Raw genomic sequence first — 24,387 nt, 5'->3', positions numbered from 1 at the left:
TCAGCCCTCCTGCCCCTGGGCACGCCCAGGATTGAAGTCGATGCCGGTGATGTAGCGCGAGCCGGCATGCGCCTTGATATGCACGACGATGTCGATGGTCATCATCAACAGTCGCTTGATCACGTTGAACTCCAGGCCCGAACCCTCGGCCGAGGCCTTCACCATCAGCGCCAGCTGATCCCAGGTCTGCTCCGGGCTACCGGCATGGCAACTGGTGATCGAGCCCGGGTGGCCCGATGCGCAGTTGCGGATGAAGTAGAACGCCTCGTCACCGCGCAGCTCGGCCAGGATGATGCGTTCTGGCTTCATGCGCAGGCAGGCTTCCATGCAACTCTTTGCGCTGACATTGCTGGTGCTCTGCCCTCCCTTGGAGTACAGCAGGTGCACCACATTCGGTTGGGTCAGAAACAGCTCGCGTGCGTCCTCGATCGTGACCAGGCGCTCGTTGTCCGGGATATGATTGACCAGCGCTTTCATGAAGGTGGTCTTGCCGCTACCGGTCGCACCGGAGACCACGATGTTCTTGCGGTACATCACCGCACGACGGAAGAACTCTGCGTACTCGCGCTGCTGGCGCAGTTCCAGCAGCTCGCGGTCCTGCTCGCTCAGACTGCCATCCTGTTCCAGGATCTGGTTGAAGAAACCATCCTCGTGGTACTGGGTGAGCGACTTGGTGTGCTTGGACGGCAGGCGGATCGTGATCGAAACCTTGCCGGCATCACAGGCAGGTGGAATCACGAACTGCGCACGTTGCCCGGTCGGGAAGGTAAGCGAGACGACCGGATCGGCATCGGTGATGCGCTGGCCGGTGTTGCTCTCGTTCACCACTGCCGTGCAGAACTGCCGGGCCCGCTCGAAGGTCAGGCCCGGCACCTCCACCCGCTGCCACCCGGCCCGGGTTTCCAGGTACAGCTCACCGGGACGGTTGATGCAGATTTCCGTCACTTCCGGGGATGTCATGTACTCGGCGATGCCCAGCACTTCGTACTGATAGCGCAGGAAATCGCTGGAAACGAGGGCGAGGGGTGACACTTCGGCGTCCATGGTTGTTCTTCGGGTTACCGGCGCGGGTTGAGCACGTTGGTGAAGTCAACGTCCTTTGCGACGTAGACGTTCACGATGGTGCCCTGGTTGATGGTGACAGTCGGCGGGCGATTCGAACTGGTGAGGGCTTCGTTGGCGAGACGCTCCATCGTGCGCGCAGTGGCGCTTTCATAGGGCGAACGAACGGCGAAACCATTGCTTGAAACCGTCGTCGACTCTGGGCCATGTTCGGCTGCGGCGTACTTGAAGGCGTCGGCGATCAGGCTGATCATCAACGCCGATGCAATGCGACTACCCCAGTGCGCGCTGTACTGGCCAGGATGACCGGCACCACCCAGCTGATCCACGCCCGGGCTGGACATGGCCACGTCGATGCCATTGGGCGTGGTGATGCGATCCCAGATCACTTCCACGCGCTTGCCCTTGGGACCGCCACCGTACGCACCATAGATCTTGGACCCCTTGGGCAGCAGCAGGCTGCGGCCGTTGATCGAGTAGACCGGCTCGGTCAACAGGCACGACGTATAACCTGCAAGATCGGTGATGATGCGGGTCTCGAGTACGCAACGCAGATAGGTGCCACGCACCAGCAGTGCGTCGGGGCTCCGGATGTAGGAAGCGTTGGACACATCCTCCACATCAGGCCCGCGGCGCACCTTTGCCGGCGGAGCATTGCCGTTCTGCGCCTGCAGCGCAGCCAACGTGGCCTGCATGTAGGGATCGTCGTTGTCCCCTGCTGCGGCCTGGCCGCCAGCGTCGCCCGTGCCCACGCCTGCGCCACCACTACCGGCAATGCGGCGATCCAGCAGACTCGGGCCACGCTCTACCTCGCGCTCGGGTTCGGCACGAGGAATGAACGTCGGGCCCATCGTTTCCTGCGGCGGCGGCGGCAGCATCGGAATGGGCTCGGCGGCTTCCCGGGCGGCCTCGCGAATCGCCGAGGGTGCAATGATCGGCAGGTCCGGGGTGCTCGAACGTGCAACCTGCGGCGGCGCCTTGGCTTCTTCAGCGTCTTCCTTGCCCTTGCGCAGCAGCAGGAAGCCCATGGCCAGCAACAACACCAGGATGCCGCCGAGGAACAACAGCGCCTTGCGGTTCAAGCGCTGCTCTTCCGCAGAGCGAAGCTGTGGGGCACTGGCATCCAGATCCGGCGCCGCCTCTGCCTGCGCGTGCCCGTAGTAGGGGTTCGCCGATGGCTCCTGAGCCGCAGGCCCCTGTCCGTACGGAGACGGATTCGGATCGTTTTCGGGAGTGTTCTGCTGGCTCATTTCTTCACGTTCCTTCGCAGGCCGACGACGAAGTCGCCGTGGCGGATGACCAGGTACGGGTACGTCCCGTGCACGATCAGCGTATTGCCCTCAACCGTGGTGTTGACCACGAAATCCTCGCCATACTCCTTCTCGCGACCGAATACGGCCGGGAAGATACCGGTCTTGTACTCGGGCGAGTTGGGCAGTTTCAGATAGGTGAAACGGCCATCGTCGTAGGCGTTGACCGGGACCAGCCATCCCATCTTCTTGGCCTTGCTGGTCGAATAGGAGTAGTTGAAGTTGTATTGGCGATCCTTGGCCAGCTCGGTACTGAGCAGCGGCTGCGCCTCCTCCTCGACCGCCGACTGGGCAGGGCCGAACACAGTGTCATTCGGATAGACGAATGCGATCTTGTACTGCACGCCGGCGCGACGGGCCTGCTCAAGCTGGCGCCAGTCGGTGGCAACGACCTTCAGCTCGAAAATGTACGAATGGGTCTCGGTACGCACCATCATGTTGGTGTCGACATCGACGTTCTTCGGCTTGAGATAGAACACGTTCTCGCGACGGGTGAGTTCCCAGCCGCTGCTGAAGCCGGTGCTGTAGTCGAGGATCTTCTCGTTCGGGCTCAGCTCGATCTGGGTGGTGAGGCCCAGGCCGGTGCGAACCGGGTAGATGCGGTCCTTCTCATACTCGTAGTGGTCAACTGCCTGTGCCATCGCCGCGCTGGAAAACACCAGCGACAGCAACGACAGCAGCGCCCACGCGCTTCCCCTGATTTTTCGACTACTCATCGGTTGCTTGCTCCATCAGCATTTCCGGTGGAATGGTTCGGTGCCGGCATCATTGCCGGCTGTCCCGGCGCGCCCTGCCCCGGCATCGGCTGCCCCTGGACCGGCTGCCCCTGCATGGGCGCACCCTGCATCGGCTGCATCTGCCCATTGGCCGGCACTGCGACGGGCTGACCGGTGGCGGGATCGATCATGGTGGCAGCGGCCGGATTGTTCGGAACGTACATGCCCTGCGCCTGCTGTGCGGCGAGCTGTGCCTGTTGCGCGGCATCCTGGGCCTGCTGCTGCATGGCACCGTCATCCGGCACGGGCACGCCGCGCGCATAGTCGTTGTCGACACGGTACTCCGTGACCTGGAACGCCAATGGGTTGAGCACGCGGTCCTGTTCGGAGAGCGCCAGATTCTGGTTGTACTGGAAGCGCATGGTGACCAACTGGTTGTCCAGATAGGTCGATGCACCGCTGCGCTTGTCGAGCAGGCTGCGCTGGATGCGCACCGACGCGCCACGGAAGCTGCCGTTCGCCTGCACGCCCAGCGGGGTGATGCTGAGGATCTTGACCCTGATCGCCTTGCCCCGGCCGTACATCACGAACGGATTCTGCGGATTATTGCTGGCATAGCGCTGCTTCATGCTTGCGGCCACGGCATCACTGGACATGACGAACACCAGCTCCCAGTCGCGCAACCCCATCACCGCGGAGTCGTACGACTCGCGCGCCAGCACGTACTGGGCGACATTGCTGCGGTTGACCGCTTCATTGGTGGTGATCGTCTCGCCCTGGAACGTGCCCCTCAGGCGCGCCACCGTGGCGGTACCCGTGTAGGCATCAGCCATCACCAGGAACGGCACCTTCTCCTTCAGCGGCAGCATGTAGTAGTAGCCGCCAGCCAGTGCCAGCGACATCAGCAATGAGCCGGTGGCGACCCACCAGGCACGGCGCTCACTGCGACGCGCCATGTCGGCCACGGTGATCTCGTAGCTGACCGCCTTGGCGACCGACTGCTCGACCTTGGGACTATTGCCGGGATCCTTCTTGCGGAACATGGATTCTTCCGTACTGCTGAAACATCAATGGGCGTGGCACCCCTGCGACAGGCGCGGGGAGCGGCACGTTCGATGATTTCGAGGTGGACTCAGGTGCCGCTGTTGGAATCAGCGCCCTGTGCCGACGCGGTCGGCGTCGAGCCAGCGCTCTGCACAACGATCTGGTTGCCAACGATGGAGACGGAGATGCCCTGCGCTGCATAGGCCGCCGTCAGATCGATCACGGCCTGCTGAGCGTTGGTGGTGTCGATGTTGGAGACCGCGCCGTACAGGGTGAAGTCCGAGCTCAGGCGGTAATCCAGCGTGCGTCCGGAATCTTTGGCCCAGCGCTCGAGCATGGCTTTGAGCGTGCCATCCATCGGCGAGGCCTGGTAGACGTAACTGGAGTACAGCGGGATCTCGGTGGTTGCCGCAGCAAAGCGGTTCACCGGCTTCCAGCGGCCTCCGAAATCGGGAGCGGACTTGGTGGCGCAACCGGCCACCATCAACGCCGCCACTGCGGCGATGGACATTTTCGCGATAAACGCCTGATTCATACGGGCTTCACTTTGACGTACGAAAAAGCAGTCCCGAGCATTGGTCCCCTGGTCGTCCGGCGCTGCGTCGCGCACGCCGGAATCGGAGCGACGCACTGACTGGCAGCACACCCACTCCGGCTCCCCTGCAGCCAACGGCTGCCAACCAAGTCGCGGGGCCGCCAGACACTCCCGGCGACACACCCGCATACCTCACCAACGTCGAAACCATCCATGTTTCATGGCACAAACTCCTGGCCACCCTGCTCTACAACATCTGCCATCCATCACACATTTCTGAACGGCATGCACAGGGTCGCACAACCACGCGTCAATTCCATGTCAGACAAGTCTGAAAATCTATGAACAAATGCCGAATTCTTGACTCAACTCACGTTTTCACGTCAGTGAATATGAATCTACGTCACAAATTTAACGACGTGAATTAGACGTTAAGCATTGGAACGTCGACTTTCGGCAGCAGCCGCGAGGTGAAGTAGCGATCCTTGTAGTAGCGGATCTTGTCGCACTTCACCGGATGCGGTATGCCCTCGTACAGGAACACTTCCTTGTCCGGCCCCATCGCCTTCAGCTCCTGCGGCAGCATCAGTGCCCGCCGCTCCTCGGTGAAGCTGTGGGTCTTCTCGCGGGCGTGCGTGACGTTCTTCTTGCGGATGGTGGTGTAGCCCAGCATGTCCGAATAGTCGTTGGCGTCCTGCTGCTCGCGCGGCGCGTACAGGATCTGCAGCGCGTGGTTGGTGATGATCGTGCGCGAGACTTCCCGGCCGTAGGTGGCATCGAGCTGGGACATGCTCTGGATGATCGGCAGCAGGCGGATGTTGTAACCGGCCATGTAGGACACCGCCGAGGCGATGATCTCGACCTTGCCGATCGAGGTGAATTCGTCCATCAGCAGCAGGCACTGGTACTTCAGGTCCGGGTTGGACTTGGGCAGTTCCTTGGTGTTGAGGTTGATCAGCTGGCTGAAGAACAGGTTGATGATCAGCCGGCTCTCGGCCAGCTTGTTCGGCTGGATGCCGATGTAGATGGTCATCTTCTTCTTGCGCACGTCGGTCAGCAGGAAGTCGTTGCTGCTGGTGGCCTTGTCCAGCACCGGGTTGATCCAGGGATTGAGCGGTTCCTTGAAGGTGCCCAGGATCGAGGCGAAGGTCTCGTCGGCCTGGGACAGCATGTTGGCGAACGCCGAACGCGCGTTGGCGCTGAGGAACGCACGCTCCGACAAGGCCTTGAGGTACTTCTTCAGATCGGTGCCATCGCCGGACGACAACCGGTAGACAGAACCCAGCGTCGGCGTGCCCGAGCCGCCCGGGAAGCCACTGCTGCGCTCGTCGTCCCAGTTTTCGAACAGATACAGGGTGAAGGCCATGAACGCGTTGCGCGCCTGGCTGACCCAGAACTTCTGGTCCTCGGCGCCGTCCGGATACAGCATCGCAGCGATGCTCATCAGGTCCGACACCCGGAATGCCGGATCGTCGGAGACATAGCTGAGCGGGTTCCAGCGGTGCGTGCGCCGATCCTCGGCGAAGGGATTGAACAGGTAGATCTCCTGGCCCTGGCTGGCGCGCCAGCCGCTGGTCAGGTCGAAGTTCTCCTGCTTGATGTCCAGCACCACCAGCGATTCGCCGTATTCCAGCAGGTTCGGGATGACCACGCCCACGCCCTTGCCTGAACGGGTGGGTGCCGCAAGGATCACGAACTGCTGGCCGTCCAGCCGCACCAGTTTGCCGCCATGGCTGCCGACCACGATGCTCTGGCCGGTCTTCTTGAACATGCCATGCCTGGACAGGTCGGCGCCGGTGGCGAAACGCGCGTCGCCATGCAGCGAGCGCTTGTCCTTCTTCAGCAGCAGCACCAGACCGGTCACCAGCAGGACCAGCAGCGGCAAGCCGAAGCCCACGTAGCCGGCCCACTTGATCTTGCCCACGAACGGCGCAACCTGCGGTTGGCCGATGGCGTGGTAGTACTGGTAGTACGTGTTCCAGGTGAACAGCTTGGTGTCCAACCCCAGGAACAACAGGGTCAGGTAGCCGGAAAACACGAAACCAAGCAGCAGGGTCGCCAGCGTGACGATGGCGATGAGCAGATACTTCTTACTGGGCAACACCCGAATCCTCCATGATGCGCACGAGGGCGCGACGGCCTAGCGGCGGCGCCAGCGCGACGCCTTCTTCCGCAGGTTGTTTTCGTTCTCCAGCCCGGGCTCTTCGCCCTCTTCACGCACCCGCTGCAACAGCAGTTGGCGCGCTTCGGCCAGTGATACCAGGTCGGTCAGACGATCCCCATCGTCGGCGACGACCGCATGGCCGACCACATCGCCCGGAGCGTACACCGGCTCGTAGGACACTGCTACCAGCTGATAGCGGCCACGGGTTTCCAGCACATGCCTGAATTCCTGCATCGCATTCCTCCTTGTCGGGGCAACACTGCGTCCCCTGCCCCGCCATGATGCCCATCGCAGTGTCATCGGCGTATGCACAAGCGCTACGGTTTCTGCGCGAAACTGTCTGCGGATATCCAAGGAGATTGCAATGGACTGGGTAGCACTTGCACGCACGCTGGCCACCGAGGCCCACACGGGCCAGACGGACAAGGCCGGCCAGCCTTACATCTGCCATGTGGCGCGGGTGGCGGCCGCGGTGCGCGGCGACGATGACGCCGAAGTGGTGGCCTGGCTGCATGACGTAGCCGAAGACTGCCCGGCGTTTGCCGCACGGATCGAGGTCTTTCCCGCCCCGCTGCGCGAGGCGGTGCACCTGCTCAACCGCGACGCGGCCCCCGACGCGGACAGCTACTACGCGCGCATTGCCGCCCACCCGCTGGCACTGAAGGTGAAGCAGGCCGATCTGGATGACAACGCCGATCCGCAGCGCCTGGCGATGCTCGACGCGGCGACGGCCGGGCGCCTGCGCGGCAAGTATGCGCACGCCCGGGCAGCGCTGGGCCTCTGATCGCGCCGCGCGATGGCGGGTGGGCGAACGTGTCACCGATCAAACGCTGATTTACCCTGAGTGCTGCTGCCCTTGTTGCGGTGCAGCAGTACAATGACCGGCTCCCCGCCCCCATCGCGCCCCGCATGAGCCCCAACTCTTCCCTGGCTGCGCGGCTGACGCCCCGTCAGCGCACCCTGATCATCCTTGCCTTGTCGCTGGGCGGCTTCGCCATCGGCACCAGTGAATTCGCCAGCATGGGCCTGATGCTGGAGATCAGCCGCGGCCTGTCGATTTCCGAAACCCAGGTCGGCCACCTGATCAGCGCCTACGCCATCGGCGTGGTCGTCGGCGCCCCGATCCTCGCCTTCGTCGGCGCCAGCTTCCCTCGCCGCAAGCTGCTGCTGGCACTGATGGGCTTCTATGCCGTCGGCAACCTGGCCAGCGCACTGGCGCCGAACTACGGCACGATGCTCATTGCGCGTTTCGTCGCCGGCCTGCCGCATGGCGCCTACTTCGGCGTGGCGATGCTGGTGGCCGCCGCGATCAGCCCTGCCGGCCAGCGCGGCCAGGCGATGTCGCGCGTGTTGCTGGGCCTGTCGATCGCGATCCTGGTCGGCAATCCGCTGACCACCTGGCTGGGCCAGCAGCTGAGCTGGCGCACCGCCTTTGCCCTGGTCAGCGTGCTGGCCATCGCCACCGTGGCGATGATCGCGCGCTTCCTGCTGCCGGACCCGGACGAGGTTCGTACCTCGCCGATGCGCGAACTGCGCGCCTTCAACACCACCCAGGTGTGGCTGGCGCTGGCGATCGGCGCCGTTGGCTTCGCCGGCATGTTCTGCGTGTTCACCTACCTGGCACCGACCCTGGTGCAGGTCACCGGCGTGGCCGAATCGTGGATGCCGCTGGCGGTGGGCGTGTTCGGCATCGGCGCGATCATCGGCAACATCGCCGGTGGCTGGCTGGTCGACAAGTTCCACTTCAAGGCCGCCGCGGTGGTGCTGCTGTGGTCGATCGTGATGCTGCTGCTGTATCCGCTGGCCGCGCAATCGGTGTGGACCATCGGTCCGATGATCATCACCGTCGGCACCATGGGCGCGCTGGCCGCAGTATTGCAGACGCGCTTGATGGACGTGGCCGGCGAAGCACAGACCCTGGCCGCCGCCTCCAACCATGCCGCCTTCAATACCGCCAATGCGCTCGGGCCGTGGCTGGGCGGCATGGCGATCAGTGCCGGCTTCAGCCCGGCCAGCACCGGCTATGTCGGTGCCGCCACTGCCATCGGCGGCCTGCTGCTGTGGTGCGTGGCGGTGATGCTGGACAGGAAGCGCAAGACAGCCGGCGTGGGCAGTCACTGACCTTCGCGCCGGATCGTCAGCTGCTGCCCGCGCGGCGGCGGCGATCCGGCCGCAGCAACGCCGTATCGCCGGCCGCAAGTGTCGGGCGCGCCAGCTCACCGCGCTTGACGCGCTCCAGCACCCGCCGCGAGTTGGCCGCGCAGTCGATGCCCTCCGGCCGCGCCTGGATGTCCTCGATCAGGGCCAGCAGGTGCGCCCGGCTCTCTGCCAGCCGCAACTGCAGCGCCTCGATGTCGGCCACCTTCTGCTGCAGCATCGAGATCAATGCGTCGTGCTGCCACTGGCCCATGTCCGGTGGCAGCAAGGCGCGTATCTCCTCCAGGCTGAAGCCGGCGCGCTGCGCACCGGTAATCAGCTCCAGCAGCAGCACCGCCTGCTCCGGGTAGTCGCGGTAGCCGTTGGCCTGCCGCTGGACGACCAGCAACCCTGCCTCCTCATAGAAGCGGATACGTGACGCCGCCAGGCCCGTGCGGCGGGCCAGCTCACCGATCTTCATCTGCCTGAATCCTCGACATCGGAACCCATTGACCTTCAATAAAACTTGAAGGTTAGCGTAGCGCCATTCCCCTGTCCTGGAGCTGTCCCATGTCGCTGTTCTCGCCCCTGGCGCTGCCTTCCGGCGCCCTCATCCGCAACCGCATCGCCAAGGCGGCGATGGAGGAGAACATGGCCGACGCCGACCACGCCCCCTCCGAAGCGCTGCTGCAGTTGTACCAGCGCTGGGCCGACGGCGGCGCCGGACTGATCATCACCGGCAACGTGATGGTTGATAGCCGCGCCATGACCGGCCCCGGCGGCGTGGTGCTGGAGGACGATCGCCACCTGGAGCGTTTCATCGCCTGGGCCGACACCGCGCGCTCGCGCGGGGTGCAGATGTGGATGCAGATCAACCACCCCGGGCGGCAGATGCCGGCCGCGCTCGGCCAGCCGGCATTGGCGCCTTCGGCGGTCCCCTTGGACATGGGCGCACTGTCCAAACAGTTCGCGCCGCCGCGGGCGATGACCGAGGCGGATATTGAAGACGTGATCGCCCGCTTCATCCGCAGTGCCGAGCTGGCCGAGCGCGCCGGTTTCAGCGGCGTGGAGATCCATGCCGCGCACGGCTACCTGCTCAGCCAGTTCCTGTCGCCGCTGTCGAACCGCCGCGATGACCGCTGGGGTGGCAGCCTGCAGAACCGTGCGCGCCTGCTGCTGGAGATCGTGCAGGGTGTGCGCGCGACGGTGGCGCCCACGTTCGTGGTGGCGGTGAAGCTCAACTCCGCCGATTTCCAGCGCGGCGGCTTCTCGCCCGAGGACGCGCGCGACGTGGTCGAGATGCTGGCGCCCCTCGGCGTGGATCTGGTCGAACTGTCCGGCGGCAGCTATGAAGCACCGGCCATGACCGGCGCCGCACGCGACCAGCGCAGCGTGGCCCGCGAGGCGTACTTCCTCGAATTCGCGCGCGAGATCGCCACGGTGGCAAGGATGCCGCTGATGGTCACCGGCGGCATCCGCCGCCGCGAAGTGGCAGAGCAGGTGCTGGCCAGCGGCGTGGCCATGGTCGGCATCGCCACCGCGCTGGCGATCGAGCCGGATCTGCCGCAGCACTGGCAGCAGGGCCGCGATCCGGTGCCGACACTGCGCGACATCAACTGGCGCAGCAAGCCGCTGGCGGCCAGTGCGCACATGGCCGCAGTGAAGTATCAGCTGGGCCGGTTGAGCCGGCGCCGCCCCACCGCACCCACCGTTTCACCAGTATGGGCCCTGCTGCTGGCACAGGCGGCCGCAAAGTGTCGGACCCGCCGCTACCGGCGCTGGATCGGCGCCCGCGCCCTCGCACACTGAGCCGCGCGGTCTTCTCATCGCCGCAGCGATGCTCCACCATCTGCAGGATCGGCGGCAGTTCCGCCGCCGGTCGCAGCATGGAGACGGAACCCACGTGGCAGCAGGATCGACCAGGAACCGGGAGAAGCTGCTCGATGACCTGCTCTCGCTGGGCCGTAACTGGGCGCTGGCGATTGCCATCGCAGGTGCCGGGGCAGCAGTTCACTACAGCGAGTCGGTGTACGAAGCAGGACTCTGGCGAGGCCTGCTGCCTACCATCTGCTTCCTCGTCGCGATCATCTGGATCGTGCTCAGCATCATCCGCTTCGACCTGACCCTCCAGCAGCACTTCGAGCGCAAGCGCACGCGCTGGCTCAGCCGCCTGCTCTATGTCGTGCTGCTGGGTACCGGCATCACCGCCGTGTTCTTCGTGACCGAACTGGCGTCCAACAACCACATCGCAAGGATGTGCGACGCCGTGGCCAACGAACCGGCCAGCCGGATCCACCGGTCCACCGAGTGCCAGCGCCTGTACCAGCATCGGGCGGCGTACCGGCAGCGGTTGGAATCGGCCGAGGGCGAGTTCGACTGAGCAGATGCATGGGCGAAGGCGCACGAGGACTCACACAGGGGTCCAGCAAGGGTGGATTCGAAATAGTTGTATGGACTTCATTGCAACGCGACGCCACGCTTTCTTGCCAGAATGCCGTGATCGAACGCAGTCCATGAAGTCACCCACCGCCCGCTCCCGTCTCCCCGCCCGGCCGCGGAAAATCGGCAGCGAAGTACGCATCTTCAGGCGCTATCACCAGTACGCCATCGTTGCCGCCGGAGCCGGACCACTGGCAATACTCCTGTTTGCCGTCGCACCCGAACTTGGGCCGCTTCCGGCACTGGGCGCCGCAGCGATTTTCACGCTGTCGCCGCTGATTCTCGGCTTCGTTGTCTATTCCCCACAACGGGACCGGGTGGTACTGGAACAGGATCGTCTGGTATTCCAGCACCGTCCTCCTCTCCCGTTCAAGCAGATCCGGTCCTACAACCTGGACGATCATGTCGATCTGATCCTGATCGATGGACCGAGCGTGCTGCTGCAGCGCACGCGGGCATCGATGCATGATTTCCCAACCTTCCGGGACGCACTGGCAGAGGCGCTCGCAGATCGGCCCGCCAACGCTGCCGCGGCTCCGCAACGTCGCCACTTCTTCGGTGCCTGGCCCGCACGCGTTTGGGGTGCGGGCCTGTTGCTGGCGACGGCGGCACTGGTGATCACGGGCGTACTGCATGGCTGGCCGTTGTACAAAGCACCGATCCTTGGGATCGTGCCCGTGGTGGGCATTGGGCTATTGCTGTCGCGCCGCCGTCACTGATCACGCCGTCGGCGAAGTACACATGGCGTGGATGTGTATTCGGGCACATTACGCGCGCCGCTCACGCTTGCAACCATCCAGCCACCATGCTCCACGCGCCTGCCCCCGCACATCACGATGCCATCGCCCTGCAGGCGGGCGTGCTCGGCAGCGTGTTGGGCGTGGCTCTGTACAAGGCCATCGCGTTGTCGGCGCTGGCGACCGGATCCTTGATCGTGATCGGGCTGTGGCTGCTGGCCTGCGCGCTGCTGGCTGCCTGGGCACTGGCCGCCTGCCTGGCCTGCCTTGCGCTGAGCCGGCGCGTATTCGTGCTGATGCTGGCGCTGAGCATGATCCTGATGATCTGCGTCGCCTGACAGCAGCAGGCGCCGGACTATCGCGCATCTGTTACAGAATAACAAGTGCGATTGGACGGATTGCTCGTGCCCGGGGTCACGTATTTGAATTCCATGGCCAGCCCGGCACCACCCGAGACCCCCCATGACCCTGCAGCCCCTGCTTCGCGCCTCCCTCACCGCCATTGCCCTGGCCACGCTCAGCGCCTGTGCCACGTATGACGACAGCAACATGCACCAGGCCTGCCAGGAGTCGCCGCATCTGAAGGACCTGCCACCCGAAGTGGCTGCCCGCGAGAGCCGCTGCAACAAGAGCATGGAAGTGTGGTCGAGCGAGCGCAAGGGCAGTGACAGGCCGATCGACCTGAGCGGCAAGAAGAAGGATCTCTGAGCCGCCGGGCATGCCGGGCATCTTGATCGTTCCAATGCATGCGGATGACCAGCCCGTCACGATCGGGGGGGCAGGATAAGGCCTCCCCATCACGACGACTTTCCCGATGCCGGCCACTGGTCACCCTGTCATCCATGCCTTTGAAGCTGTGTTCGACCTGTCTGGCGGGGTGGAGCGCATTACGGCGCTCACTGTCATCTGCCGGCATTGCTCTGAAACCCGCTCGGCCAGCGAAGACAATCTGGTCCAGCTGCCGGGCGGCGCCTTGTTCCGCTGCGACGGATGCGGCAGTCATCAGGCGGTGAGCCATGCGCGGGTTGCCGATTGGCAGGTGAATTCGCTTCTGGGTGTCTGAGGCTGCAATACGACGGTGCCACGACGCAGGCCGTTGGCGCAGGGATGATGGTGCAGTCAGAGGCCGCCCCGTGAGCCACCTCGTCCGCCCGAAGGGCCGATGACGGCCGGGGCAAAGGAACTGTGCAGGGCGCAATGACATCACCTCGGCTAAGCTGCGGCACCTTTCTTCGCGCACGGCCATGCATCCCTTCCCCCTTCCTGTCTCGGCACCCGATCAACTCGCCTACCGACTGCTGCAGGACAGCGACTGGGCCCGTTCCGCCGACGCGACCAACGCTCCTCCCGAACTTCGCGCTCTGCTGGCGATGATCCTGGATTCTCCGGAGCCGCTGTGGATCGCATGGGGCCGCGACAACAAGGCGTTCTTCTTCAACGATGCCTACCTGCCGATGCTGGGCGGCAAGCTGCACGGCGCCATGGGCAGCCGATTGGAAGACGTCTGGGCGGACGTCTGGGCCGACGTCGTCGATGCTGTCAACGACGCCTTCGGCGGTACAAGCCGCAGTTTCAAGAACATGCCGTTGATGATGGACCGTGATGGCACGTTGCGCGAGACATTCTGGACGTTCTCCTACTCGCCGCTGCGTGCCGGTTGCGGAGGCGTGGCCGGCATCATCTGCATGGTCAGCGAGCAGACCGAACGGGTGATCGAACGCGACCGGCACACCCGCCAGGTGGCGGCCATCACCGAGCAGGCACGCGAGGCCCATCTTGAACTGGTACGCGCCCGCGAACAGCTGCGGCAGTCGCAGAAGCTGGAGGCCATCGGCCAGCTGACCGGCGGCGTTGCCCACGACTTCAACAATCTGCTGCAGGTCATCACCGGTTCCGTGGACATGCTGCTGCATACCTGGCCGGCCGAAGATGCGCGCCTGCGCTATGTACAGGCGATCGAAACCGCCGCTGACCGCGCCACTCGCCTGACCGCCCAGCTTCTGGCGTTCTCGCGCAGGCAGAGCCTGTCGCCGCAGGTATTCGACCTCTGCGAGAGCGTACGCGCGCTTTCAGACATCATCACCACAGTGCTGGGTGCACGCATCTCCGTGTCGGTGAACCTGCCCGACGCCCCGTTGCCGGTGCTGCTGGACCGGACCCAGCTCGACACCGCACTGATCAACATCGCGGTGAACGCGCGCGACGCCATCGACGGCCACGGCAAGGTGACGATCGATGTGGAACAGCTGACATCGGTGCCTTCCGTGCGGTTCGCGGCGCCGATGAAAGGCAACTTCGCTGCGATCAGCGTCAGCGACACCGGTGCCGGTATCGATCCGTCCGTGGTGGACCGGATCTTCGAGCCATTCTTCACCACCAAGGGAGTGGGCGCGGGCACCGGGCTTGGCCTCAGCCAGGTGTTCGGCTTCGTCAAGCAGTCCGAGGGCGAAGTGGACGTACAGAGCCAGGCCGGTGTCGGTACGCGCTTCACGCTGTATCTGCCGCTGGCGCAGGCTAACGCCTCCATCGAGCTGCCGACCGCGCAACCGGGATTGCTGCATGGTCACGGATTGTGCGTGCTGGTGGTGGAAGACAATGTGGATGTGGCCGAATTTGCAGTCGGTGCGCTGCGCGAGCTTGAGTACAACGTCGTACTCGCGCGCAATGCCGACGAAGCACTGGCGGAGCTCGAGCGCGACGCTGCGCGTTTCCACGTGGTGTTCAGCGACGTGGTCATGCCCGGGACCAATGGGCTGGATCTGGCCCGCACCATCCGCAGCCGCCTGCCCGATCTTCCGATCATTCTCACCAGTGGCTACAGCGAACTGCTGGCCCGCGATCCAGGCCACGGTTTCACGCTGCTGCGCAAGCCCTACTCACTGAAGCAGCTGGCCTTGGTGATGACCGAGGCCAGCTGTCGCTCGCAGACGATGGTGACTGCGCATTAGCGGGCAGATCACCGGATCGGACCGGTCCAAGAAGCAAGCGCTGAATCAAGGCCGGACATATCCCCCCGTGTGCCACAGACCCAGGCAACGATGCCATCCGGGCGCACCAGCACCGCCCCCAGGCCCGATGTCGCATCCCCAGTATCTGCGGCGCAGGCGATGGAAGGCTGCCAGCGTTGGCCATGCTGCGGCGGCGAAGACGCCGGGTCGAAAACAAGCAGCGCCCCCTGCCCCGCTCTCAGCAGTTCGCCCAGGCGGCGGCCATCGACCAACCGGAAATCCGGCGCGTTCCTGCCGACCAGCGGGTGGTCTCCGTCAAGATCCAGCTGCTGCGAAACACCCCAGATCCGCTCGGCCAGATACGTGGCCCCATCGCGGGTGCCGGCCAGGTCGGCCATGATCGCTGCCAGTGCGCGCGAACCGGGCCCGGGTCGCATCAGCGCAACCTGCGCGCGCGACCAGTCCAGCACCTTGGCACCCACCGGATGGCGCTCAGCCTGATAGCTGTCCAGCAGCGCCTCATCGGCCTTGCCCCGCGCCACGGCGGCCAGCTTCCAACCGAGGTTCATCGCATCGCCGATGCCGAGGTTCAGTCCCTGGCCGCCCAACGGCGAATGCATGTGCGCGGCATCACCTGCCAACAGCACACGTCCGCTGCGATAGGCCGTCGCCTGGCGCGCAGCATCGGTCCATGTCGTGGCCAGGTGCAATGCAGTGATCGTTGCCTCGCGGCCAGACACCCGCCGCAGCAACGCTTGCGCGGTGAGCCGGTCCAGTGGCGTGCGATGGCCGGCGCCACCATCGAAATCGGCCAGCGCCAGCATGCCTGGCGGGTTGAAATTGCACATCCCGTGATCGGTGAACTGTCGGCCTGGTGTGAGTACACACCCATCTGCCAGTTCGACCAGCAGCGTGTAACCGGTGAACTCTGGCCCGGTTCCAGCGAAGAGGAAGCCCGATTGTTTGCGTACCGTGCTGCGGGCCCCATCACAACCGACCAGCCAGCGGCCGTGGACCCTGCCGGAGCCGGTGTGCACGGCAACCTGCGCCTCGTGCGCATCCACCGCCTGTACCGCACGCCCGCGTTCGATGCGCACGCCCAGCGCAGCCGCACGTTCGGCAAACACCGCTTCCAGGGCCTGCAACTCCACCGCCATCTGGGTGCCCACCGGTGTCGGCAGGCGCCAGCTCCAGCGCGCCTGGTCCACATCGTCCAGTGCAAATGGAATACCCGCGAAGTGCCCACCCAGCGCACGCGGCTGCGCCAGCCAATGGGCGGTGCCGGGCGGCGGCGCACCCTTGTCGGGCTTGAGCACCTGCGTCGCGGCGACCGCGTCCAACAGGCCGCGCCGATCCAGTGCCTCCAGCGTGGGGGCGTTGAGGCCGCGCAGCCCGAATGGCAGGCGCTTCAACGGCGAACCGGCGGACCCGGCCTGCTCCAGCACCAGCACCGAACACCCGGCCAGGGCCAGTTCGCAGGACAGGAACAGGCCAACCGGGCCAGCACCGGCAATGACGACGTCGTACAGCATCGAGATTCCTTGTGAGCGCCAGGTCGGCGCTCTGGCGGGTCAAATGTTACACTCGGTGTACGTTTCCACAAGTGAACCGCCCATGACCCCGCCTCCTGGCCGCCGCGAACAACGCAAGGCCGTGACCCGACAAACGATTTCGGACGTCGCCACCGAGCTGATCATCCGGCGCGGCTTCGAGGCCGTCTCCATGTCCGAGATCGCCGAAGCCGCGGGCGTCTCACGCAAGACGGTCTTCAACTACTTCGCCAGCAAGGAAGACCTGGTGTTCGACCGGGATGAGGAGGCGCGCACGCTGCTGCGCGAGGGCATGATGGCGCGCAGCGGCCTGACCCCGCTCGCGGCCTTCCAGTCGCTCGTTCGTGAGCTGCTGGAGGCTGGCCATCCGCTGCTGCGCATCAATGCCGGCGCTGTCGCGTTCTGGGGCACCGTGGCGGAGAGCCCGGTACTGGTCGCGCACGCGCGACGGCTGCAGGCGCAGTTGACTGACGATCTGGCGCGATTGATGGCCCACGCTGTCGGCCGGCCCGAACATGACGCCGAAGCGCGACTGGGCGCGGCCATGCTGCTGGCGTCGATGGTGGCGGCCTATGAGAAAGGACTGGCAAGCCAGCTGCAGGGCGAGGACCCGCGTGAGGCCATGCGGCAGCTGATCGTGCGCGGTGCCGCCGGGGTACTGGTGGCCTTGGCGGGCACCCCGTATACGGACCCCGGCGCGCGTCCATAGCGCATCCGGGGAATAGGCGTCGAAGTATCGCAAATGCTAATCTTTCTCATTTGCAGACACGTGACCCTCCCCAATGCCCCTGCCCATGCCCCTGCAACGCACCCTGTGCCTGGCGCTGACCCTGCACGTGGCGACCCTTGCGCATGCAGCTGAGTCCTCCGCTGCCGCACCCAAGGATCTGGACAAGGTCGAAGTCCGCGGACGCGCACAGACACTGTATCGGGTAGACGATGCTGCGGTCGGCACCCGCACCGATACCCCCCTGGAGCTGGTCCCACAGTCGATCCAGGTCATCCCGCGTGAACTGATCGACGACCAGGCCGCGCGCCAGGTGACCGACCTCTATCGCAGCATCAGCGGCATCAGCTATTTCAGCTATGCCGGGGTGACCCTGCGCGGCTTCCGCCAGGAGAACGTGCTGTATGACGGCCTGCGCGGCGACCCGTACGCAGGATTTTCGGTGCCGCAGCTGTTCAACATCGAGCGCGTGGAAGTGCTGAAGGGGCCGGCAGGCGCACTGTATGGCGGGGGTGATGCGGGCGGTGTCATCAACTACGTGACCCGCAAGCCGAAAGCCAGCGACGAACGCCGCATCGAGGTCCAGCTCGGCGACAAGGACTTCCGTGCCGGATCGATCGAGGGTACCGGGCCGTTGAATGCCGCCGGCAGCGTACGCTATCGCGCCGGGCTCTATGCCGACAGTGAACAGGGCGTGCGCTGGAACACCGACAGCGAGAGCGTGATCGGCGACGCCTCGCTGGCCTTCGACGTCGGCCAGACCGGCGAGCTGGTGCTGCAGTTCACCGACATCACCCAGAACCTTGGCGGCAACCGCCTGCGTGGCGTGCCGGTCAACGATGCAGGCACGTTCCTGACCGACCGCCGCTGGAACCACAACGAGGCCAGTGATTTCCTCGACATGCGCGCCAAGGTGGCGCTGGCGCAGTACCGCTTCGCGCCGCTCGATTCTCTGGACCTGGACTTCGCCGCCCGCTGGTTCAGCAACAGCGAACACCAGATGTACCACGAGCCGATGGGCCTGATCGATCGCGACCGCGATGGCGTGGCCGAGTGGATGACCCGCCAGCTGCGCAACCAGATCCGCGACAACGAAGCATTCACTGCCAACGGCAATGCCGTCTGGCGGGTGACCACCGGCGCGGTTGAGCACAAGGTGCTGTTCGGTGCGGACGTGTACCAGCTGGATGCGGATTTCACTGCACAGACCGCCAACAGCGCTGACCTTGCACGTGGTGCGGGGCCGGTGCGCGGCATCGACCTGTTCAATCCCGTGTACGGCGCCAGTACCTGGCACGACTACAACCTGGCGGCCCTGCCCTGGCGCAGCACATCCACCCGCAGCAAGCGCCATGGCGGCTACCTGCAGGACGAACTGGCACTGGGCCCGCGCTGGCATGTGCTGGCCGGGGTGCGCTGGGATGGCTTCAAGGATGAGGATCGCATCACTGGCAACAGTGTGGATGGCAACGATCTCAGCTGGCGGCTGGGCAGCACGTTCACCGTGCGTGAGGGCCTGAACGTCTACGCCAACGTCGCCAGTGGTTTCGTGCCGCAGAGTGCCGCCAACCAGAACCCGGCCGCTGGCGGACCGTTCGATGCCGAGCGCAGCAAGCAGTGGGAAGTAGGCATGAAGTCGCTGCTGGCCGACCGTGTGGCCTTGAACATGGCGGTCTACCGGATCGACCGCAGCAACATCGTGCAGGCCACCGGCGAGGTGATCGGTGGCGTGAACCAGTTGGCCGCGCTGGGCCTGGTACGCAGCACCGGCATGGAGCTTGACCTGCTGGCCGACCTCAGCGAGCGCTGGGTGCTGAATCTGACGTACGCCTACAACGATGCGCGGGTGAAGGACGCCGGACCGAATGGCATCACCAACGCCTCAGGCGACCGATTCGCCAATGCGCCGCGCAACAAGCTGGGGTTGTGGACGCGTTATGACCTGCCGGCGATCAACTCCGCCATCGGTTTTGGCGCCGATCACGTCGGCGAACGCGTCAGCCTGGATGGGCAGACGGTCAAGGCCTACACCGTGTTCGACGTGAGCTGGAAGACCACGTGGAGGCAGTGGCAGTTCCAGGCCAACGTCAAGAACCTGTTCGACAAGGTGTACGCGGCCAGTGGCTTCATTGAACGCAACGGGCATTTCCCCGGCGATCCACGGCGGGTGTATGTGCAGGCGGCCTACAGCTTCTGACCGGAAGCACGTGTAGCGCTGATCCACTGCCGGCAAGCAGATCGTTGCCTGGCACTGGTCCACGCGTGTCCGAAACCGTCGGCACTTCCAGTCACTTGTGCACGATCTCCTCCGCCTGTAGCGTTGCCGTTGCCCAAGGAGGGCTATCAACGGAGTGAAGCATGAAGATTGGATTCAAGCTGTCTGTTGCTATTGCGGCTGCTGCACTGACCCTGGGAATCGGCAGTGCCTCCGCGCAGTCCCGCTGTACCCCTTGCTATACCGCGTATGACGCGTGCCTGGCGGCGGGTAATGGCGAGAAAGTCTGTTACCCGGCGTTTGCTCGTTGCCTGCGGAACAGCGGCTGCACCATCCCGTAAGCCACGCACTGCCGTGATGCGTGCCGGCCCCCATTTCGGGGGCTGGCATTGGCTGGCAGGCGCTGCGCCTTACTACTGAAAAGGTTCCATACGCGACTGGCGGTGTGATTTCATCCCATCCGCATCGCATGGTTCTCGCGCGCCTGCACATCAATTTCCTGCTGGCGTTGCGCGGCAGTCTGCTGGCGATCCAGGTCGACCGCTTTCATCTGCTGCAACGACTGCGCAACCGGCGTCTGTACTGCTATATCCGTGGGCATTGAAGCGCGCAGGTGGGCGGGGTCGGTCATCTCGCCCTGCACCACGAACACGTTCCGCCCTGCGGGAGCGTCGGCCGTCTGGGCGCTCAGCAGCACGTGATCGGCGCGTTCAAGCTGGTTGCGGCGGGCCAAGGCCATCACGCTCGCCACAAGACGCTCGCTGTTCTCATCGTGGGTACGTCCCGCGCTGGCATCGATCGCGGCCACGCCTTCGCGCACCTGCTGCAGCAATGTGTACTCACGGTGGCCAGGACCAATGTCGGCCAGACGGGTCGGCGCCTGTGAGGGATCCGCCACGTCGTCCACGGCTGCGGTAAGCGGGCTGCGGGTAATGGTCCGATATGGGTCGTCCGGGTGGAACTGGGTTCGCTTCTCCAGGCGCTCCAGACGAACCTCGCGCGCGTCGTTGAGTTCGGCGATACGTGAGGGATCGGTGATCTCGCGCAGCGACATGTGACCGCCGCCCGCACTGATGCTGGCCCATTTCCTGTCCGCCTCGAAGTACATCGCGTAGTAGCTGTTGCCACCGATGACGTTCGGATCGACCGCCGAGCGCCCTTCCAGGGCCTGGGTGGCTTCCAGCACGCTCAACCGGGTGAGGTACTGGCCGCCTTTCGTCCATCCCATCTGGCTGATGGCATCGACGCTGGTGTTGCCTACACGCGGGCCTCCGGCGTAGTCATTGTCGAGCATGTTGGTCCAGATCTGTTCCAGCTTCGCGGGGCCGCTCTTCTGCTCAGCCGCCTGCAGCAACACGCGCGGCGTCCAGCAGTTGGGATCGAGTTCATGCCGTTCAAATGCACGGTCGTGAGCCAGCATCACATCCTTGCCGGGAAGATTCAGTGCCAGGTCTGGGCGGCGCTCGTTCATCCACTGCTGCCGCAACTCAAGATCTCTTTCTAGCAGCGTCTGCCCAAAGGACTCCCATTGCCGTTCGGTCAACTGTGCATTTGGAAATCGGGATCCCTCTTCCTGCTGGCTCTTCGCGTAGTCCTGTGCATAGGTGTTCGCGACGCGTCCCGGCAGGCTGTCATTGCGTACAACACCCAGTGCCAGTGTCCCGTATCCATCGGCTCCCGGCAGTTGCGACAGGTAGTTCCAGTAAAGCTCGCGGTTACCGTCTCTGGCATAGCTGCCAAGGACGCTCAGATCTCGCTCGGTCAATCCACTCATACCCTACCCCTTCACTTCCTTGAATCACCGATCACTTGGACCGGGTGCGCGCGATGACGTCCCTGACGGCCTCTTCCATGCGCTTCCAGTCCTTCAGAAACGCTCTTTTGTAGTCCAGGCTGACGGACAGCTTGTTGTCGATGTCCACGAAGTAATGAACGCAGCCCGCTGCCACTTCCCCGGGCTCACTGATCACCTCGCGCCCCTCCAGCCGCACGCCGTCGCGTCGGAATTCCTCGCCGTCACATTTGATGAACGAGCTGATCCGACCATCGCCCTGGCGTGCGATGTACCAGTCTCTCTCGTAGGCGGGATTGCGCACAGGCGGCTTCCCGTACCGCGCCTCATACTTCTTCGCGTACACCACCATCTTCGCTTCATCGATTGCATAGGGCGTCAGGCCCAAGGTCTGCGGCTTTGCAACTCGTTGATCGAGACGGTCCCTGGGGTCCTCCCTTTCCACAGAGCCCTCCTCCGTGATGGCTTCATTTGACGACAGCCTTGAAAGCAGTGTTTCGACGGGAACGCGATCGACGTAGTTGATCCGAATGGGAATCTCCTTCCGGAAATCATTCGTACGCGGATTCGCCCGCGCACCCGGCGCCGTCGGCTTCATGTCCGGCCACTCGATGACCAGCGTCACGCCCTCGCCCGGCCACGGTGCGATCTGGCTGTCCAGGTAGTTGGCTGGAATGCGGAAGGTATTCGGCCCGAGCTTCACGTCCACGGGCGCATCGGTATAGGTGTGGCCGTTGATCGTGCGGCCGGTCTGGGTTGCGCCGGACATGGCGGAATTCCTTTCGTGTTCGTTGGACGGTGGCCGCGCACAGGCGCCGGCACTCACTGCAACGGCAAGTGCAAGCGTCAGACACCGGCTGGGGGACATCACGTGCATGGGCATTCCATTGCAGGGTTCCAGCGCCACTATAGGCAACCGGGCGTCCACGGAACAGGAACCGCATCGCAGCCCTTCATGAAACCAGGCTGCGCGCCACATACGCTGCCTGCAGTACTGCGGATACTGCTTCGGCACTCCACTCCAGGTCTCAGCCGTTGCTGTCCGTGCCTTTATGGCCGCGATAGGTTTCACCCCACTCGCGCATGGCAAGCAGCACCGGCACCAACGTGCGACCGAATTCGGAAAGCTCGTACTCCACCTTCGGCGGCACTTCCGGGTACACGTGGCGGATCACCACCCCGTCAGCCTCCAGTTCCCGCAGCTGGCTGGTCAGCATGGACTGGGTGGCGTTGGGCACACGCCGGGTCAGCTCCATGAAACGTCGCTTGCCTGTCATCAGGTGAAACAGAATGATCGGCTTCCACACGCCGCCCATCACCGACAGCGTGACTTCCACCGCGCAACCGCTCTTGCCATCCCAACGCCTGCTACGCATGCATACTCCGGAAAACCATAGTACCTACGGAAATTCATCGTTCTTGTTGCGATAACGGTGCGAGCCTAGCATGGCCCCATTCCTTGAATGTGAGGCCCAGCATGACGTTCAAAGCACTGCTCACCCGCAAGACGAACAACCAGGTTTCGACCGAGCTGGTCGATTTTGATGAAGCCGATCTGATGGACGGCGACGTTCTGGTGGACGTCGAGTACTCCACGCTGAACTACAAGGATGCGCTCGCCCTGACCGGCAAGAGTCCGGTCATCCGGACGTTCCCGCTCATTCCCGGCATCGATCTGGCAGGTGTGGTGCTGGAATCCAGCAGAGCCGACTTCCAGCCAGGCGACCGCGTTGTGCTCAATGGCTGGGACCTGAGCATGGGACATCACGGCGGGCTGGCCCAGCGCGCGCGCGTGCGGGGCGAATGGCTCAACCGGATTCCCGGCAACTTCAGCACCCGCGACGCCATGGCCATCGGTACCGCAGGCTATACCGCCATGCTGTGCGTACTGGCCCTCGAACATGCGGGGCTGACGCCCGAAAAGGGCGATGTGCTGGTGACCGGCGCCAACGGTGGCGTCGGTTCGATCGCGGTGGCGATCCTCTCAAAGCTGGGCTATCGCGTGGTGGCCGCCACCGGGCGCCCGGAACACGCCGAGTATCTGCACAGCCTGGGTGCCGCCGAGATCATCGACCGCGCGCAGCTTTCAGAACCGCGCGAGCGGCCGGTGAGTGCCGAGCGCTGGGCCGGGGTGGTGGATGTGGCCGGTGGCCCTACCCTCGTCAACGCCATTGCCGAGACGAAATACCGAGGCACCGTGGCCGCCTGCGGGCTGGCGCAGAGTGATGAGCTGCATGGCTCGGTGCTGCCCTTCATTCTCCGCAACGTGACGCTTGCCGGCGTGGATTCGGTGAATGCGCCGCAGGAGGTTCGCCAGCGCGCCTGGGATCGGCTTGCGACTGACCTGGACCCGCAGAAGCTGGAAAGCACCGTGCAGCAGATCGGCCTCGCCGAGGTGCTGGATGTCTATGAGCAGATCATTCCGGGCAAGGTGCGTGGGCGGATTGTCGTGGATGTGAATGCGTGAGCAGATCGTCTGGATCAACTGCATCTGATGCAGCTTCCATGCTGCGGCGAATGGTGAACATGCAGTAAAACGACGCGGGCGGTGGTGTCCCCAAGCCACTGCCGCTCGCATACGCTCGGGTTCCCATCGCTGCCTGGACACCCGACATGCCAATGACCGCGTTCGCACTTGCCGCTGCGCTTTCGGGCCTGCCCGACATCACCTGGGAGCGCGAGCGCGCCGAGGATGCGCACCAGCTCATGCTGTGCCAGATCTATCGCGATGCGCTGAAGCAGAACGAGGGCAAGGACGATGCCTATCCACGTGCCAAAGCGGTCTGCGACCTGCTGGCACGCGAGTACAAGGACAAGTGGGATTTCAATGCGCAGGATGCCCTGGCCGCTTCGGCGGTGGATCTGGACGAGCTGATCCGACGCGGTGATGTGGTGGAAGTACCGCCGACGAAGCAGGAGCGCGCCTACGAGTGATGGCGTGCCCGCGGGCAAGGCCGCACGCATCTTCAAGGGCCCTTATCATGTGGGCCTGGGGGCGCTGTACGCCCCACT

At 64.4% G+C, this 24,387-nt stretch carries 26 protein-coding genes; 14 read left to right on the top strand and 12 right to left on the bottom strand.

Annotated elements, in window-relative coordinates:
- From virB11 to AC5P9N_RS03965, 7 genes are all read right to left on the bottom strand, one after another.
- A complete protein-coding gene (gene virB11, locus AC5P9N_RS03995; RefSeq protein WP_033833165.1) occupies positions 1 to 1,044 on the bottom strand; it encodes a P-type DNA transfer ATPase VirB11 in 1,044 nt (347 codons plus the stop codon).
- A gap of 14 nt (positions 1,045 to 1,058) precedes the next feature.
- Complete coding sequence (locus tag AC5P9N_RS03990; protein WP_012480643.1) at positions 1,059 to 2,312, bottom strand: TrbI/VirB10 family protein; 1,254 nt, start codon at positions 2,310 to 2,312, stop codon at positions 1,059 to 1,061.
- On the bottom strand, positions 2,309 to 3,088 hold the full coding sequence (locus AC5P9N_RS03985; protein WP_012480644.1) for a TrbG/VirB9 family P-type conjugative transfer protein: 780 nt from the start codon (positions 3,086 to 3,088) through the stop codon (positions 2,309 to 2,311). The genes AC5P9N_RS03990 and AC5P9N_RS03985 overlap by 4 nt, the downstream gene beginning before the upstream one ends.
- Positions 3,085 to 4,131, bottom strand: a complete 1,047-nt coding sequence (locus AC5P9N_RS03980) for a VirB8 family type IV secretion system protein (protein WP_043034645.1) — start codon at positions 4,129 to 4,131, stop codon at positions 3,085 to 3,087. Before AC5P9N_RS03980 ends, AC5P9N_RS03985 begins: the two co-directional genes overlap by 4 nt.
- An 89-nt stretch (positions 4,132 to 4,220) precedes the next feature.
- A complete protein-coding gene (locus AC5P9N_RS03975; RefSeq protein ID WP_012480646.1) occupies positions 4,221 to 4,667 on the bottom strand; it encodes a hypothetical protein in 447 nt (148 codons plus the stop codon).
- Positions 4,668 to 5,091: 424 nt separating this feature from the next.
- The gene (locus tag AC5P9N_RS03970; RefSeq protein ID WP_043034644.1) at positions 5,092 to 6,771 is read right to left on the bottom strand and encodes a type IV secretory system conjugative DNA transfer family protein; all 1,680 of its coding nucleotides are present in this window, start codon (positions 6,769 to 6,771) and stop codon (positions 5,092 to 5,094) included.
- Between the two features lie 36 nt (positions 6,772 to 6,807).
- Positions 6,808 to 7,065, bottom strand: coding sequence for a hypothetical protein (locus AC5P9N_RS03965; protein ID WP_005410128.1), 258 nt, complete (start codon positions 7,063 to 7,065; stop codon positions 6,808 to 6,810).
- Positions 7,066 to 7,195: 130 nt separating this feature from the next.
- Between AC5P9N_RS03965 and AC5P9N_RS03960 the strand changes: the two genes are divergently transcribed.
- Complete coding sequence (locus AC5P9N_RS03960) at positions 7,196 to 7,615, top strand: HD domain-containing protein (protein ID WP_049449078.1); 420 nt, start codon at positions 7,196 to 7,198, stop codon at positions 7,613 to 7,615.
- A gap of 125 nt (positions 7,616 to 7,740) precedes the next feature.
- Positions 7,741 to 8,952 (top strand): MFS transporter, encoded by a 1,212-nt coding sequence (locus AC5P9N_RS03955; protein WP_005410130.1) that lies wholly within the window; start codon positions 7,741 to 7,743, stop codon positions 8,950 to 8,952.
- A gap of 16 nt (positions 8,953 to 8,968) precedes the next feature.
- Here the strand turns inward: AC5P9N_RS03955 and AC5P9N_RS03950 are convergent, their stop codons facing one another.
- Complete coding sequence (locus AC5P9N_RS03950; protein WP_005410131.1) at positions 8,969 to 9,448, bottom strand: MerR family transcriptional regulator; 480 nt, start codon at positions 9,446 to 9,448, stop codon at positions 8,969 to 8,971.
- 89 nt (positions 9,449 to 9,537) lie between these two features.
- Here AC5P9N_RS03950 and AC5P9N_RS03945 point away from each other — a divergent pair, with 89 nt between their 5' ends.
- From AC5P9N_RS03945 to AC5P9N_RS03915, 7 genes are all read left to right on the top strand, one after another.
- On the top strand, positions 9,538 to 10,776 hold the full coding sequence (locus AC5P9N_RS03945) for an NADH:flavin oxidoreductase/NADH oxidase family protein (protein ID WP_060380630.1): 1,239 nt from the start codon (positions 9,538 to 9,540) through the stop codon (positions 10,774 to 10,776).
- A 94-nt stretch (positions 10,777 to 10,870) separates the two neighbouring features.
- Positions 10,871 to 11,347: a hypothetical protein gene (locus AC5P9N_RS03940; protein WP_060380631.1), complete on the top strand. Its 477-nt coding sequence runs from the start codon at positions 10,871 to 10,873 to the stop codon at positions 11,345 to 11,347.
- A 133-nt stretch (positions 11,348 to 11,480) separates the two neighbouring features.
- Positions 11,481 to 12,125 (top strand): hypothetical protein, encoded by a 645-nt coding sequence (locus AC5P9N_RS03935; RefSeq protein ID WP_012480650.1) that lies wholly within the window; start codon positions 11,481 to 11,483, stop codon positions 12,123 to 12,125.
- Between the two features lie 86 nt (positions 12,126 to 12,211).
- Entirely contained in the window at positions 12,212 to 12,481 is a 270-nt protein-coding gene (locus tag AC5P9N_RS03930; protein ID WP_005410135.1) for a hypothetical protein, read from the top strand.
- Between the two features lie 124 nt (positions 12,482 to 12,605).
- Positions 12,606 to 12,851 carry a hypothetical protein gene (locus AC5P9N_RS03925; protein WP_044570470.1) on the top strand — a complete coding sequence of 82 codons (246 nt, stop codon included), beginning with the start codon at positions 12,606 to 12,608 and terminating at the stop codon, positions 12,849 to 12,851.
- A 106-nt stretch (positions 12,852 to 12,957) separates the two neighbouring features.
- On the top strand, positions 12,958 to 13,206 hold the full coding sequence (locus AC5P9N_RS03920; protein WP_005410137.1) for a hypothetical protein: 249 nt from the start codon (positions 12,958 to 12,960) through the stop codon (positions 13,204 to 13,206).
- A 181-nt stretch (positions 13,207 to 13,387) separates the two neighbouring features.
- Positions 13,388 to 15,091 carry an ATP-binding protein gene (locus AC5P9N_RS03915; protein ID WP_062607313.1) on the top strand — a complete coding sequence of 568 codons (1,704 nt, stop codon included), beginning with the start codon at positions 13,388 to 13,390 and terminating at the stop codon, positions 15,089 to 15,091.
- An 8-nt stretch (positions 15,092 to 15,099) separates the two neighbouring features.
- Here AC5P9N_RS03915 and AC5P9N_RS03910 read toward each other — a convergent pair whose 3' ends face one another.
- On the bottom strand, positions 15,100 to 16,623 hold the full coding sequence (locus AC5P9N_RS03910) for an FAD-dependent monooxygenase (RefSeq protein ID WP_062607315.1): 1,524 nt from the start codon (positions 16,621 to 16,623) through the stop codon (positions 15,100 to 15,102).
- An 82-nt stretch (positions 16,624 to 16,705) separates the two neighbouring features.
- Between AC5P9N_RS03910 and AC5P9N_RS03905 the strand changes: the two genes are divergently transcribed.
- The 3 genes from AC5P9N_RS03905 to AC5P9N_RS03895 all read left to right on the top strand — a co-directional run bounded on the left by AC5P9N_RS03905 (position 16,706) and on the right by AC5P9N_RS03895 (position 19,924).
- Positions 16,706 to 17,350 carry a TetR/AcrR family transcriptional regulator gene (locus tag AC5P9N_RS03905; protein ID WP_062607318.1) on the top strand — a complete coding sequence of 215 codons (645 nt, stop codon included), beginning with the start codon at positions 16,706 to 16,708 and terminating at the stop codon, positions 17,348 to 17,350.
- Positions 17,351 to 17,423: 73 nt separating this feature from the next.
- Positions 17,424 to 19,565, top strand: coding sequence for a TonB-dependent siderophore receptor (locus AC5P9N_RS03900; protein ID WP_012480656.1), 2,142 nt, complete (start codon positions 17,424 to 17,426; stop codon positions 19,563 to 19,565).
- 161 nt (positions 19,566 to 19,726) lie between these two features.
- Complete coding sequence (locus tag AC5P9N_RS03895; RefSeq protein ID WP_005410142.1) at positions 19,727 to 19,924, top strand: hypothetical protein; 198 nt, start codon at positions 19,727 to 19,729, stop codon at positions 19,922 to 19,924.
- Between the two features lie 110 nt (positions 19,925 to 20,034).
- Here AC5P9N_RS03895 and AC5P9N_RS03890 read toward each other — a convergent pair whose 3' ends face one another.
- The 3 genes from AC5P9N_RS03890 to AC5P9N_RS03880 form a co-directional block, all read right to left on the bottom strand.
- On the bottom strand, positions 20,035 to 21,357 hold the full coding sequence (locus AC5P9N_RS03890) for a Smlt3024 family type IV secretion system effector (protein WP_164212580.1): 1,323 nt from the start codon (positions 21,355 to 21,357) through the stop codon (positions 20,035 to 20,037).
- Positions 21,358 to 21,388: 31 nt separating this feature from the next.
- A complete protein-coding gene (locus tag AC5P9N_RS03885; RefSeq protein ID WP_099484037.1) occupies positions 21,389 to 22,252 on the bottom strand; it encodes a Smlt3025 familytype IV secretion system inhibitor in 864 nt (287 codons plus the stop codon).
- A gap of 151 nt (positions 22,253 to 22,403) precedes the next feature.
- Entirely contained in the window at positions 22,404 to 22,751 is a 348-nt protein-coding gene (locus AC5P9N_RS03880) for a winged helix-turn-helix transcriptional regulator (protein WP_005410145.1), read from the bottom strand.
- Between the two features lie 101 nt (positions 22,752 to 22,852).
- Between AC5P9N_RS03880 and acuI the strand changes: the two genes are divergently transcribed.
- On the top strand, positions 22,853 to 23,842 hold the full coding sequence (acuI, locus tag AC5P9N_RS03875) for an acrylyl-CoA reductase (NADPH) (RefSeq protein ID WP_049396600.1): 990 nt from the start codon (positions 22,853 to 22,855) through the stop codon (positions 23,840 to 23,842).
- A 146-nt stretch (positions 23,843 to 23,988) separates the two neighbouring features.
- Positions 23,989 to 24,309: a hypothetical protein gene (locus tag AC5P9N_RS03870; protein WP_049396598.1), complete on the top strand. Its 321-nt coding sequence runs from the start codon at positions 23,989 to 23,991 to the stop codon at positions 24,307 to 24,309.
- The last annotated feature ends 78 nt before the right edge of the window (positions 24,310 to 24,387 follow it).

It is taken from the genome of Stenotrophomonas sp. YJH_SMC_6, from assembly GCF_059371335.1.
The sequence above is the reverse complement of the archived record's forward strand: the minus strand, read 5'-3'. Positions and strand labels throughout refer to the sequence as shown.